The 13,288-nt window shown below is 46.2% G+C and carries 18 protein-coding genes; all 18 read right to left on the minus strand.

All coding sequences use genetic code 11. From position 1 onward, the window contains the following. Positions 1–2: 2 nt before the first annotated feature. Entirely contained in the window at positions 3–347 is a 345-nt protein-coding gene (locus MAHAU_RS13940; RefSeq protein WP_013782354.1) for a hypothetical protein, read from the minus strand. Then, positions 344–775: an HK97-gp10 family putative phage morphogenesis protein gene (locus tag MAHAU_RS13945; protein WP_003516027.1), complete on the minus strand. Its 432-nt coding sequence runs from the start codon at positions 773–775 to the stop codon at positions 344–346. The genes MAHAU_RS13940 and MAHAU_RS13945 overlap by 4 nt, the downstream gene beginning before the upstream one ends. Positions 776–789: 14 nt before the next feature. Next, entirely contained in the window at positions 790–1,125 is a 336-nt protein-coding gene (locus MAHAU_RS13950; protein WP_013782355.1) for a head-tail adaptor protein, read from the minus strand. A 2-nt stretch (positions 1,126–1,127) separates the two neighbouring features. Next, entirely contained in the window at positions 1,128–1,436 is a 309-nt protein-coding gene (locus MAHAU_RS13955) for a head-tail connector protein (protein ID WP_013782356.1), read from the minus strand. A gap of 21 nt (positions 1,437–1,457) precedes the next feature. Further along, the gene (locus tag MAHAU_RS13960) at positions 1,458–2,660 is read right to left on the minus strand and encodes a phage major capsid protein (RefSeq protein ID WP_013297316.1); all 1,203 of its coding nucleotides are present in this window, start codon (positions 2,658–2,660) and stop codon (positions 1,458–1,460) included. Between the two features lie 13 nt (positions 2,661–2,673). Next, positions 2,674–3,399, minus strand: coding sequence for a head maturation protease, ClpP-related (locus MAHAU_RS13965; RefSeq protein ID WP_013782357.1), 726 nt, complete (start codon positions 3,397–3,399; stop codon positions 2,674–2,676). After that, positions 3,338–4,660, minus strand: a complete 1,323-nt coding sequence (locus tag MAHAU_RS13970) for a phage portal protein (RefSeq protein WP_013782358.1) — start codon at positions 4,658–4,660, stop codon at positions 3,338–3,340. Before MAHAU_RS13970 ends, MAHAU_RS13965 begins: the two co-directional genes overlap by 62 nt. After that, positions 4,657–6,309: a terminase large subunit gene (locus tag MAHAU_RS13975; RefSeq protein WP_013782359.1), complete on the minus strand. Its 1,653-nt coding sequence runs from the start codon at positions 6,307–6,309 to the stop codon at positions 4,657–4,659. Before MAHAU_RS13975 ends, MAHAU_RS13970 begins: the two co-directional genes overlap by 4 nt. A gap of 54 nt (positions 6,310–6,363) precedes the next feature. Then, positions 6,364–6,558: a DUF5049 domain-containing protein gene (locus MAHAU_RS13980; RefSeq protein WP_004400074.1), complete on the minus strand. Its 195-nt coding sequence runs from the start codon at positions 6,556–6,558 to the stop codon at positions 6,364–6,366. Positions 6,559–6,561: 3 nt separating this feature from the next. Then, positions 6,562–7,029: a gamma-glutamylcyclotransferase family protein gene (locus tag MAHAU_RS13985; protein WP_013782360.1), complete on the minus strand. Its 468-nt coding sequence runs from the start codon at positions 7,027–7,029 to the stop codon at positions 6,562–6,564. A gap of 61 nt (positions 7,030–7,090) precedes the next feature. After that, positions 7,091–7,990 carry an amidoligase family protein gene (locus tag MAHAU_RS13990; protein WP_013782361.1) on the minus strand — a complete coding sequence of 300 codons (900 nt, stop codon included), beginning with the start codon at positions 7,988–7,990 and terminating at the stop codon, positions 7,091–7,093. Between the two features lie 141 nt (positions 7,991–8,131). Beyond that, entirely contained in the window at positions 8,132–8,362 is a 231-nt protein-coding gene (locus MAHAU_RS13995; protein WP_013782362.1) for a DUF4314 domain-containing protein, read from the minus strand. Next, positions 8,359–8,694, minus strand: coding sequence for a DUF6329 domain-containing protein (locus tag MAHAU_RS14000; RefSeq protein WP_013782363.1), 336 nt, complete (start codon positions 8,692–8,694; stop codon positions 8,359–8,361). Before MAHAU_RS14000 ends, MAHAU_RS13995 begins: the two co-directional genes overlap by 4 nt. After that, a complete protein-coding gene (locus MAHAU_RS14005; RefSeq protein WP_013782364.1) occupies positions 8,687–9,379 on the minus strand; it encodes a virulence factor in 693 nt (230 codons plus the stop codon). Before MAHAU_RS14005 ends, MAHAU_RS14000 begins: the two co-directional genes overlap by 8 nt. 116 nt (positions 9,380–9,495) lie before the next feature. Continuing rightward, complete coding sequence (locus tag MAHAU_RS14010; RefSeq protein WP_013782365.1) at positions 9,496–10,749, minus strand: site-specific DNA-methyltransferase; 1,254 nt, start codon at positions 10,747–10,749, stop codon at positions 9,496–9,498. A 5-nt stretch (positions 10,750–10,754) separates the two neighbouring features. Beyond that, complete coding sequence (locus MAHAU_RS14015) at positions 10,755–12,053, minus strand: site-specific DNA-methyltransferase (protein WP_013782366.1); 1,299 nt, start codon at positions 12,051–12,053, stop codon at positions 10,755–10,757. 156 nt (positions 12,054–12,209) lie between these two features. Further along, positions 12,210–12,761, minus strand: a complete 552-nt coding sequence (locus MAHAU_RS14025; protein ID WP_013782368.1) for a P27 family phage terminase small subunit — start codon at positions 12,759–12,761, stop codon at positions 12,210–12,212. 100 nt (positions 12,762–12,861) lie between these two features. Beyond that, positions 12,862–13,239: an HNH endonuclease gene (locus MAHAU_RS15475; protein WP_013782369.1), complete on the minus strand. Its 378-nt coding sequence runs from the start codon at positions 13,237–13,239 to the stop codon at positions 12,862–12,864. Between the last annotated feature and the right edge of the window lie 49 nt (positions 13,240–13,288).

A 13,288-nucleotide genomic window follows, 5' to 3' on the forward strand; every position in this document is an offset into this window, starting at 1 on the left:
TTTCATTCCTCCTTTACTTCATACTCTTTTGCCACATCAATGGCATAGTGGTGATAGCCGGTATCGTCCTCATGGCCTATATACCGCCTGTCGGTAATGGTAAAGCCCGCTTGAAGCAATGTGTTCACTATTTCGTTTTTACGTACAGTGTAGTTTCCCTTTATAAATAAAGACAACCTTACCTCCTGGGTTTCTACCTGAGGCCGGTTGTCTGCAAAAACTTCAAATGTATCTGTCATCGGAGTAATGACAAGGTACTCATCTGGCGGTACACCGCTAAATACCCCGGTTTCAATGGGGATACCCAAACCATCTAATAACGAGTTTAATTCTGACAATATGCTCATATACGACCCAGCTCCTGTTCCAGTCTTGACTTCATTACTTCGATGCAGGACTTCCTTGTAGCTGATTTTGCCGGTTTCAAAAAGGGCCTTGGAGGCTGCCCGGACTTACCATACTCAATAATATTAGCAATCTTCGCATTGCTTTCCCCATCCTTCCTTGGTTCAGTAAAGCCGATTTTTATGTTGTGGTTTCCATCCCTGTCCTGTTTGGCAGGAGAGAGTCCCAAAGCATTTACCAATTCACCGGTTGCCCTGGACGGATATTTAGTGCCGCTCCCGATAACTGACTGAAGGTTGGACTTCACTTTTGAAAGTACCACTTCTCCGCCTGCTTCCAGCACCTTAGGTATGATTTCGTCTGTTCTTTCTCCAAGTCTTGACAACTTGAGCAAGAACTCTTCCGGCATTTTAACTTCCACCTTAGCCATGCAGCCCCCTCCTCTTATGCTTTGCTTGATTTCACCTTTTCCGCAAGCACCTCAATATACATTCCACGTCCTTTTACGTCCTCTACGCTGATAATGTTGTACCTGCCATCGCTGCAAACGAGTACAAGATCTGTGGTAACTTCCAGGTTAGGTATCTTACGGAAGCGGAACAGGGCAGACGCCTGCGAAAACGCCGCCCTGTTTGCCCATTTTTCACTGCCATGCCTATCTTCCTTGTATGCCCTTACCGAAGCAAGAATGACATCACCTTTTTCAGTAAAACCCTCACTATCCTTAACCGGCTTGGTTGAGATAATGTCCACGAAAGTTTTCATTTTTCCAAAGCCCATATTTACACCTTCCAATCCCGGTCGAGCCGCAGCAATAGATTTACTGTATTCCATACCTGCTGTCCTGCCTGCACACTATCTCCAAAAAAGCCAGCCGTCGAGCCATCCCTGCTTTCATAAAAATGGCTCGACAGCATAATGACAGCCTGCTCAGTAGTAGGCGGCATGGGGTTTTCGGCATAATATCCTTCCGGCTTTTTCTGGTAGCTTTCCGCATAGGCAACTGCGGCTTTGATATAGTCCTGCAGAAGTGCGTCATCTTCGCTGTGCTGCAATATGAGGTTTGCTTTAACCTTCTCCAAAAGTTCCATGCCGCGGCACCTCCGTTTTCATTAAGCTGATTTCTGCTGCAGTATCTTGACTGCTTCAGACAGTACCAGTTTGCCATCTACACGTTGTGTTGCCATGAATCCAACTTGTCCGGTCGCAGCATACAACTCATTAAGCCGCTTAAAAACCCTGCCTTGACGGTCTGCCACCCAGTAATAAGAAAAATCGCCGAATACAATCGTTTTTGCTCCAGCGGCAATGGCTGGCATGAATGCAGAAGTTTTAACTGGACGATTTAAGATAGTATCCGGTGTTCCAGCAGTTACAGAAGGCTGCCAGAGATACTGACCGTTGTTGTCTTTGAGCTTCCTTATAGCTTTAATTGTCGAATCATTCATAATGAATACAGCGTTCCTGCGGTACGGAGACTTGAGGCTGTAGAACAAGTCCATGATCTCGTCAAGGGTAATGGCTGTTGCACTCGCCGCGGTTACTCCTATCTCGCCACCGCCGTTATCCGCCAAGATACCGGTTGGCTTGCCAGATCCGTCGCCGATAAAAAATGCTTCCTCCTCTTTTGCTCCGATTCGGCGGGCGAACTCTTTGGCGATATACTGTTCAAGGTTAAATACACTGTCGTTTAACAGTTCCTCTGACACCTTGATCATAGTAGCCAGCTTATATGCGCCGATGGATACCTGAGCAAAGGAATCGTCGCTTTCGGGAATCTGGCCTTCCTCATCCACCCAGGATGCAGTACCCTTGCTTGCCACCACAGGAATTTTCTTGTCACCGCTGGACGTGGTAATAACATTGGCAATCTGCCTAAAGATATTCTCCTCCTCCAGTGCTTCCACAAGAGTACGCTCAAAGTCGTCGGGAACAAGATATCCACCTTCGGTGTCCTCTCCAATCTGCAGCGCGTTGTGTACGTCATATTTGCGCCTGCCGCGCATCATGTTCCAGAAAGACTGCCTGTACTCATCGCTGGCACGTCCGGTTTTTTCATTGTTGCCAGATATGGAAGTGGGTTTGTCTGTAATAGGAATATTCAACGGTTTTGACAGTTCCAAATCTATGGCAGCCTGACGCTCAAGACGCTCTATTTCTTTGCCCAGCGCAATAACGTCGGCTTCCATTTTTTCATAAGTCGCGGTATCCTCCGGTGAAAGCAGTCCGTCGTTCCCGCGTTTGCTGTCGAGGAAAGCTTTAGCAGCTTCCCATACTTTAGCGCGTTTTTCACGCAGTTCCAGTATTTTGCTCATAATCAAATCCTCCTTAAGGTTTTAATAAAAAAAGCCGCTTTTCAAGCGACTCAATTGGTGTTCCTTTTGGTTTCTCTTTTGGTTTAAGCTTTTGCAGGATGGAATTTGTTACTGCCTGCCTGCTGAAGATCATTCCTCCTGATACTTCAAATTCGGATGGGAATGATTCATCCTCCATAAACAAGATTCCATCGGCAAAGCCAAGTTCCACCGCTTTTCTTGCGTTAAACCAGCTTTCTGCATCCATTAGGTGCGATATTTTTGCCCTGGAAAGCCCGGTTTTCAGCTCATAAGCGTTGATGATGGATTCCTTTATTTCTTCCAGCATTGCGATAGCTTTCTCCATTTCTTCTGTATCACCGATGGCTATTGTCATAGGGTTGTGAATCATCATCATGCTGACTGGTGACATAAAGACGTCACCTCCGGCCATAGCTATGACCGAAGCGGCGCTGGCTGCAATACCGTCAATCTTTACCGTCACTTTGCCTTTGTAATCCATAAGCATGTTGTAAATTTGATTAGCTGCAAATATATCTCCGCCAGGGCTGTTGATCCAGATCGTTATATCACCCTCTCCGGACAACAGCTCTGATTTGAACTGCTTGGGAGTTACTTCGTCTCCCAGCCAGCTTTCTTCAGCTATTGGGCCGTCAATATATAATGTCCGGCTGCCATCATCGTTTTGTATCCAGTTCCAGAAGCGGCGAACCGGTTTTTGTTTTTGTGATTTGTTCAACTTTTGATCCCTCCGTTTCAGCATTGTTTTTACCTGCAAAGGCACCTGCATCGGCAAGCCTGGTCATGTTACCGTTAACAAGATACAGATCTCCGCCCAACTCCGCCGGAATCCGGTTCATGTCCTCAAGCTCGCGGATATCGTTAGCAGACATCCAGCCGTTCTGGCGAGCTACAGCATAACCATTCATGCGGCTTGCATAATCACCGCGCAGAAGGCCATCTACATTGAATTTGACAAAGTATGCCCGCTTCTCTGATGGTAAAAGCAGCGCTTTTTGGAGAGCCTGTTCCCAACGCACCACCCACGGGTCAAGCGTGTATTTAACAAATTCCAGAGATTGCTGTTCGATGTTTGAAAAGCTTGACTTTTCAAGATCTCCAACCATATGGGGAGGTACTCGGAATATCCGAGCGATTTCATTTATCTGAAACTTTCTTGTCTCTAAAAACTGTGCCTGTTCGGGTGGAATGCCGATTGGTTGAAACTTCATTCCCTCTTCCAGAACTGCAATGCGATGAGCATTGGCACTTCCTTGATAAACAGCGTTCCAGCTTTCTCGCACCTTTGCCGGATCCTTTAATACGCCGGGATGTTCCAGAACGCCACCCGGATTTGCTCCGTTGGCAAAAAAGGATGCACCATACTCCTCACAGGCAATAGCCATGCCTATGGCGTTCTTGGCCATAGCAATAGGGGAGTATCCAATCAGCCCGTCAAAACCGAGTCCCGGGATGTGAAGAACCTCCTCACTTCGTAGGTATATAAGGCCTGCTTTTGGATTAACCCTGCTCTCATCGCTGTCGCGCCGATAAGTGTAAAACAGTTCTCCATTTGGAGCCCTGTCTACCGTCATTTTGTTTGGCAAAAGTGGATAAAGCGCCAGCACTCGTCCGGAACCGTCCCTAATAATTTGAGCGTAAGCATTTCCCCATAAAAGAAGATGACTCATCAGTGTTTCTCGAAACACGAATGAAGTCATCTCAGGGTTTGGTTCGTCATGGAGTAAATAATAGAGCGGGTGGGTCAACGCTTTTTCTTTGCCACCGTCTTCTTTATAGCGGTACACATGAAGCGGAAGCCCGGCGATGGCTTCTGCAAGTATCCTTACACAGGCATACACTGCAGTTGTCTGCATAGCAGTCCGCTCATTTACAGTCTTTCCGCTGGATGTGCCGCCGAAGAAAAAGCTATATGCATTACCGAACAGGCTGTTTTTCGGCTTATCCCTTGCTTTGAACAAACGGGAAAATACACTCATATAATCAACAGCCCCCTTTCATCATAAATTGATCCGTTGTGTTCATCCCCGTCATGCCTTAACGCGCGGTCAAGCGCCATAATTAACGCTACCGCACCATCTATTCTCTCGGTGGATTTTTCTTTATCCGGCTTAATGTTTCCGGCGGGATCGGTTTTGACATAGATATTGTCCATCATCCACCGCAGTACTGGATTACCGCCATGGGCGATGCGTTCTTCCAATGTCAGCTTCATCAACTCTTTTGTAGGCGGGGACATATCCTTGAAGCCTTGACCGAATGGAACAACCGTAAAACCCAAAGCCTCGAGGTTTTGCGTCATCTGAATTGCGCCCCAGCGGTCAAAGGCTATTTCCTTAATGTTATATTTCATTCCGAGTTCCTCAATAAAGGTCTCGATAAAACCGTAATGTACCACGTTACCCTCGGTGGTAAATAAAAAGCCCTGCCTCTCCCAGACATCATAAGGCACATGATCTCTCCGCACACGCTGATCAATATTCTCCTCCGGTATCCAGAAAAAAGGTAGAATCTGATATTTGTCAGATTCATCAAGCGGTGGAAACACTAGCACAAAGGCGGTAATGTCGGTAGTAGATGACAAGTCAAGTCCTCCGTAACAGGTTCTGCCGCGCAATTTTTCTGCATCAACAGGAAACGCACACTTATCCCATTTATCCATTGGCATCCAGCGCACCGATTGTTTCACCCACTGATTTAAGCGGAGCTGACGAAATAAATTTTCCTCTGCAGGATTTTGTTTGGCATTTTCACAAGCCACTCTCAGTTTTTCGATATCAACTGTAATGCCCAGTGACGGGTTAACCTTTCTCCATACCTTTTCACTTGTCCAGTCATCGGTATCGGCTGCGCTGTAGATAACAGGGTAGAAAGTCGGATCTATCTTACGTCCCTGAAGAATATCCTCTGCTTTTTGATGTACTTCCCAGCAGATGGAATTGCGGTCTGTGCCAGCAGTTGTAATCAGGAAAAACAGCGGTTGTTTTCTTGCATCGCCAGATCCGTGAAGCATTACATCATAAAGATCCCTGTTTGGCTGGGCATGAAGTTCGTCAAATACCACACCATGGACGTTTAGGCCATGTTTCGTATATGCCTCCGCTGAAAGCACCTGATAAAAACTGCCTAACGGTTTATAAACCAGCCGCTTCTGTGACAGCATTGGCTTAATTCGAGATTTTAATGCCGGACACTGTTCCACCATATCTACCGCAACATCGAAAACGATGGATGCCTGCTGACGGTCAGATGCACATCCGTAAACCTCGCCACCATGTTCGAAATCACCGCAGGTAAGGTATAAAGCAATTGCCGCTGCAAGTTCGCTCTTACCCTGCTTTTTTGGAATTTCTATATAGGCAGTGTTAAACTGCCGATATCCGTTAGGTTTCAAGATTCCGAATATATCCCGGACAATCTGTTCCTGCCAGTCAATTAATTCAAAAGGCATTCCATACCATTCACCCTTGGTATGCTTCAGGCAGTTTATAAAAGTAACAGCGGCATCCGCCGCTTCCTTGTCATATCGAGAACCTTCCGCCATAAACTTGGTTGGTTTATACCGTTTTAACTTCCGCAGCTTTGCCGCCTCCTTTCCTAAAATTGAGCAAGAAAAAAGGAACCTCATGGATGAAGTTCCTCTCTAAAGTGGATTTCTATGAAACTTGTTACGTTATAACCGTTATCGTTTGCCTGTCAGGATAAACTCGGCATATTCTTTCTTGTGTTCATTAAGAAATACTACTAATTCATAAAACCCCATTTTATATGCCTCTTCCTGTACTCTTGGCAAGTCAAACATATTACAGGCACCGCTGTCCCGTATGGCCATAATCTGCCGATAAATCTTATCAGTTATCAGATTCTCGTTACCCATGTCCTACACCTCTGACTTCTCTGCCGCTGAAATTGAATCTCTTACCGCTTTATTGAGAAACGAAATATCAAAACCCGCATCTATATAGCCCTGCCGGATCACCTCGTAATAGTAACGACCCGGTGCTCCCAAAGGTCTACCTTCATTCATGATATACACCATTGCGGGTACCCACTGCCCTTTGAAACGTACCTTAACCGTTTCTTTCCGGTATAGATGCGGATAACCTTCATATCTGTCCAGCGCCTTCTCATCATTAGGCATGATTCTCCAGAGCAGTACCGGTACACTTTCACCTTTTTGTTTTTCTATTGTCGCTACTGCGCCGCCATTCCCTCCTCTGAATAACAGCCGGTATCCTGTGAGTTTTGCACTCCCCAGCACTTTTGCCGTTGGGCAGCGGTATGCCATCTGCCTTAAGTTCAGATTGCTTCCGTATGCTAAATATATGGTTCCTTTTTCTTTGCTCATCGTATCATCCTCCTTGTATTTACCAAGGCAGAGGCGGAGATCCACCCCTGCGCTTGTCTATCTATGCTGCCCGAAACCGCCATGCTGCGTTACCATCAAGGTGTTTGCAAAGATGCTCCCGGCAGTTTTTGAACTCATCACCAATAAGTCCTATGCGGTTGAGATATGTCCGCATGGCAAACTTCTCGTTTTCAACCTGTGGTTTCTTGCTGGAAGCGCATTTTTGGGTTAACGCCTGATGGTTTAACGCAAGGGCAAGCACTATGTAGCTTCTGATTTTTCCCGCATGAAGTTCGCTGTTAAAGCCTCGAAGCTCAATCGTCCCATTGCCGTTAAAAAAGCTGTGCAGGTTCAAAAAGTGGTACCTGCTATTATGGTAATGGGTGCTTTGGCTTTCGCTGTAACCTTCGTACCAGATGCTCTCAATCGCCGCCATGGTTTTGGGCTTACGTCGATTCATCTTCTCAACCAGTGCCGCATCCATCTTTTTACAAAACCGCATCCTGTCCGGCGCAATCTGCAATGCTTTATAGAAAAGGTCATTCTTGCTGGCGATAATGTTGATAAAATTACGGATGCTTCGCGGTGTGTGGTCTGCACCGTCTATATGGATATGAATTCCACAGCTTGTGTTTGCAAAACCTCCAGCCTTGCGAAGCCTCCTTATCAATTCCTGCAGGGTTTCAATGTCTTCGCGGTATGTCAGTATCGGGCTTACCAACTCGACGCTATATTCCCGGCCAGCCGCCACAATCCTGCCGTTTTCCTTTTTCTGAGTCCGGATGCTCCCGTCGCTCATGAATTTCCATATCCGTCCATCCGGTGCAATAACCTTTTGGGTATCGTAATAATCTCCGCTGGATTCAACCCTCCCTCCAAGAAAAGCTGCTGCAGTTTTTGCCGCTTGTTTTCTTGTAATCCCCGTCAGTTCTACCTCGATTCCAAATCTCGTTGTAAGCATTGCGCTTTCTCCTCGCTTTCTCTGTGTTTTTTGCCCTTTGGCAGTGTACATTAGGCCACTGAAAACACAGGATAGCAAGGCAATTCTGCGTGAGTTTCCACTGGATTTTGAACAATTTTACACATCTTGAATTGTGTACATTTACAGCTTTCTGATCACATCTATACCATAGGCTACACCCAAAGAAGAACCGCAGTCCCAGTTGATATGAACAGTTCCGATATCATCCACGAAAGATACTGTTCCTTGGTCTCCCGGTTTCAGCTTAGAATACGGATCATCCATGCAGATAAGCTCAACACGTGTTCCCGGCGGATACTGCTCTTTAATGCGAAGGACTGTTTCTTTTGAAGGGAAGCCTCTTGCACTCATAGTTCGTCCTCCTCTCCAGGATAATATGCGGCATACTTTGGGTAATCTCTACCATCCGGCATTACCAACACTCCATCAGACCGTCCCCGCTGCTTAACCAGCAGGCAACGCCACACTCCATTCTCATTAACATGACAAAGCCCTTTATTTTCCTCAATGAAAATGCGATCAACACATAGGTCGGCAACGAAGTTATCATAATCAATCTTTGATAGCTCGATAGTTTTTACAACTACAAATCGTTTCCTCGTCTCATACCGATGCGGCACTTTTAAATCCTCTATTCTAAACGGATGCTTGACAAAGAAGGCGGTGCTATGAAAATTATTCATTTTCGTCCACCGCCTTTGCTCTGCCTTTCCGATACGCCCCGTTACCGGACAGCCTTGAAAGTAACACCTTGCGTTCAGTTTTGAAGTTATCACCTATAAACCCCAACCTAAGCAGGAAACAGCGAAAAGCATATTTTTCATTATCTGTTGGTTTTTCTTTTCGTAGTACTCGCTTCTGTAATTTTGCCTGTTCTGCCATCTGCTTTGCCAGCGTTATATAGGTCTGCACTTCATCAGCATTTAAAGTCGCGTTCCAGAAAGGGAAGGAAATCTCATCATTTTCAGCTAAGACTACAAGTTCCCCCTCAATCAACATCGCCTTCTTTATCAATGTCTCTTTGCTGGCCAGCATATTATTTAGGTTTTCAAGGCTAATCGCGCTAAAGCCCTCCAACGAAAGAGTAATTGTCATGGTCCCCTCTGCTGAAAAGCCCTCCACATTCAACGTGTCAATAACTGAACGGATGGTTTTTATTTCATTGAGACTGATTTTCGGTGAGTGAACCACACTGTCCCTGTCAATCGTCCAACTGCCAGCAGATTTTTCGTCTTTAATCTCATACAAAAACTCCGGTGCTCCGGCATAGCGCACCTGGCCTTCCAGGGCTTCAGCTATGACCGAGGCAATGGCTTTTCTCTCCTGACCGACAATCTTCTGTGAAAAGCGAAAGCTGTTATTGCTCATGCCATACACCTCCCCTCAAATAAGCTAAAACATTTTTGATTCCCATAAAAAATCCCACCTTTCCTTTTTGGTGGGGTACATTAACGCTCTGTTTTGAGGGGAAAGCAAGGACATTTTTAATCAATCTGTGTTTCCGCGTAAGGTATTTTTTCACTACCTGTTACCAAGAATACTGAATCTGCGCCAAATTGTGAAACATAGCGCTTTACAATCACATCGCAGTATTTCGAGTCAAGCTCCATCATAAAACAAACCCGCCCGGTCTGCTGTGCCGCAATCATTGTCGTACCAGAACCACCGAACAGGTCAAGAGTTAAATCTCCAATATGGGAACTATTGAGCATTGCCTTTGCTACAAGCGATACCGGCTTCATGGTAGGGTGCTCCTCCGATACTTTAGGACGGGGTATCTCCCAAACATCTGACTGTTTACGGTCTTTAAGCGGGCAAAGGCGTGTTCCATCAAGCCAACCATACCAGATCGGCTCGTACTGGGTATGATAGTCCTTTCTTGATAGTACCAAGCTGTCTTTTTTCCATATAATTGTGCTCGACCAGTGATACCCTGCCTCCCGCATGACGTTCATCAAACTGCCCCATTCCTGAGCACTCATTACCACATAGGTCATGCATCCGGCTTCAGAAACCTCTTTCATGCATTTAAAAGCGCGCAATAAAAAAGCACCGAATTCTTCGGTGCTCATATTGTCATTTAGAATTTGTCTTGGCTTCCAGCTTGGATGCCTGGTATCTGAACCGTAATCAACATTCCAGGGTGGGTCGGTGAAAACAAATCTCGCCTTTTGTCCGTTCATCAGCTTTTGCACATCTGAAAGCATGGTGCTATCACCGCACATCAGACGGTGGCTGCCAAGTACCCATATGTCGCCCTTTTTGGTAACCGGAATTTTAATCTCTGCAATTGCCTTTTCTGTATCGAAATTATCCTCTTTGACATTAGCGGTTGATTTATCACGGAACAACTCATCAATTTCCGCAGCATCAAACCCGGTAAGAGAAACGTCAAAACCATCTTCATTTAAATCCATAAGCAGATCGGTCAAAAGCGGAATATCAAACTCGCCACTGATTTTATTCAGTGCAACATTGAGCGCCTTTTCCCGCTGTTCATCCAAATCAAGTACAACACAGTCGATCTCCTTATACCCCAAAGCTGTAAGTACTTTATAACGCTGATGTCCGCCGACAATATTCCCGGTGCGTTTATTCCATATGACCGGCTCTACATATCCAAACTCTTCAATGGATCGGCGGAGTTTCTCGTATTCAGGATCGCCCGGTTTTAAGTCCTTCCGCGGGTTATATTTCGAAGGTTTTAATTTTTCTGCTGGTATTTTCAGTATATCCATAAATCTTAATCCTCCAGTTTGACGGCTTTTTCGCCGGTGAATTCCTCCCAGCGCTTAACAGCTAAATCACAGTAAACAGGGGATAACTCCATTGCGTAGCATTTACGCTCGGTCTGTTCAGCCGCAATTATAGTGGTGCCGCTGCCTGAAAACGGCTCAAGCACAATACCGCCTTTGTCGCTGTGCATTTTGATGCACCGCCATGGAAGCTCCACAGGGAACATTGCAGGATGCTCCTTGTTTGCCCGTACAGTGGTCATCTCCCATATCCCAGCATAACCCCATTTCTTGCGTTCTTCCTTTGTAAGCCGTTTCACAAATTTATAACTGTGTCCCGCAAAGGCTGAAAGCCATACATATTCCTGATCGTTATATTCCTCAACTTCTCCTTTATTGCTGAAGGCTGAAATATACTCATACTGCTGAACCGGCTTGTTTGAAACAAGATGATAGGGTCCTACGCCGAAATTTTGCCCTTGCTTCTTCCAAATGCGGATCCAGATAGGGCGGTAACCGTTGTCCAAGAACATATTCACGCTGTAAACACTGGTGGGTTCAATAAACTGAGAGCCGGTGGCATAGAGATCACCTAAGTTCCAGCAGACAATATCTGCATACCTGCACAGGTTTCTAATCACTGGGCGTACTGTCTCGAACCATGGTTCAATCCCGGCCTTTTCATATTCTTTGCCTACCCCATATGGAGGGGAAGTCACTGCCATCTGTGCGTGACACCCTTCCATCAACTTCTCAAAATCCTCATCCTTAGTAGAGTCGCCGCACATCAAGCGATGATTCCCGAGAAGCCAGATATCGCCCCGCTTCGTTACAGGCTCGCGCTGCACAATTTCCTCATGCGCTTTATCTATGTCAAAGCTGTCTTGTATCGCCTCTTTGGAGTACCATCGGTTAAGCAGTTCGTCTATTTCAGAAGCGTCAAACCCTGTAAGCGAAACATCAAATGCACCTGCGTCCAACTCAGCCATTAGCTCGGCCAGTTTATTCTCGTCCCACTCTCCCTGAATCTTATTAAGAGCAAGATTAAGCGCTTTTTCTCTCTGCGGGTCAAGATCCACTACAACGCAGTCTATCTCAGTCTGTCCCAAGTCCAGCAAAACCTTTAAGCGTTGATGCCCGCCTACCACATTACCTGTCTTTTGGTTCCAGATAACAGGCTCCACATAGCCAAATTCCTCTATTGACCGTTTTAGCTTTTCATATTCCTTATCGCCAGGTTTTAAATCCTTGCGCGGGTTGTATGCTGCTGGATTAAGTTTTTCAACAGATATTTTTTGTATGTTCATACTGCATTCTCCTGTTCAATATTTTCTTAAGACCCTTTTTTGCGCCCTCACAATCTCCGTTTATTACTTGCCCCCGCAGAGTCTTAAACTGCTGCTTCGTTAAACGGTCTTTATATTTTCTTAGTTCCCTAAGAAAGATTGAATTTGTTTTATGCATCAGCCACCCCTCCTGGCTGTCAGGAGTTTTTCCATCACATCATCGTGGGGAGTAGCCCCTTTGTATTCGGTAGCACAGTTTTCCCGCACAACTTGGTAAATTTGATACCACAGGTTATTGGCCTGTTTCATGAAGCTTTGACTCATGGCCACATAAGGTGACGGGATGGCATTGCCAGTGGTCGGATGCTTAGCAAGAAAGCCAAATTCGGTGATACATTCCTCGCACTGGATCCACCGCGCCACACTCTGGGCATATTGCTCTATAAGCTGCGCAGGGATAAGGTGAACACACCTGCGTTCCTTAAGCCACTGCCATGTTTTTTCGTATATTTCCACTGCCAGTGTTGTTTTTCCGTTCTTCTGCTTTGCAGCAAGATAATCCCTCGGTGGCGGCATGCTCTCGCCTTCCAGTTCCTCAGCATCCGTAAACTCCATTACCATTAGTTTTCGTCTGCCGGGGTTTCCTTCCAAAATCTTATCCGCCAGAGGCTTTTTCTTCTGTCCTGCGCCGATACGCGCCCCGCCGCGGTAGGTACCGTCTTTTGCCATACACATCACCTCGATTCCTATAAAAATAAACGGGGGATATACCCCGTTTGAAACTGCGATTTTTCGCGCGTGACCCCCCGCCCGTTGCACGATAAAAAAGTCACAGAGATTTTGACCGCCCCTTCCTGTTCCATCTTCCACCTTCTTGTGCAGTGATCTCAGAGTGACAGGAAGTACACAAGGACATAAGATTACTCGTTTCATTAGTCCCACCACAGGACAGTGGCTTGATGTGGTGTACTTCTTCGGCCGGGGTAATTCGTCCTTGCTTCTCACAACGCTCGCAGAGAGGGTGCTCCGCTATGTATCTATCCCTGATACGCTTCCATGTCCTGTTGTATCGTTTCCTCACAGCAGGGTCGCGGTCATAGCGTTCATATCGCTTGGCTTCATGTTTTGCATGTTCATCACAGAACCTGCCGTCCGTCAGCTTGGGACAGCCGGGATGAGAACAAGGACGCTTGGGCTTAAAGGGCAATTGGATCACCTCGCTTGGATAAAAGAAAAGCCCCCGCGGGTTCCCCCTC

The organism is Mahella australiensis 50-1 BON (assembly GCF_000213255.1).
Lineage (GTDB): Bacteria > Bacillota > Clostridia > Mahellales > Mahellaceae > Mahella > Mahella australiensis.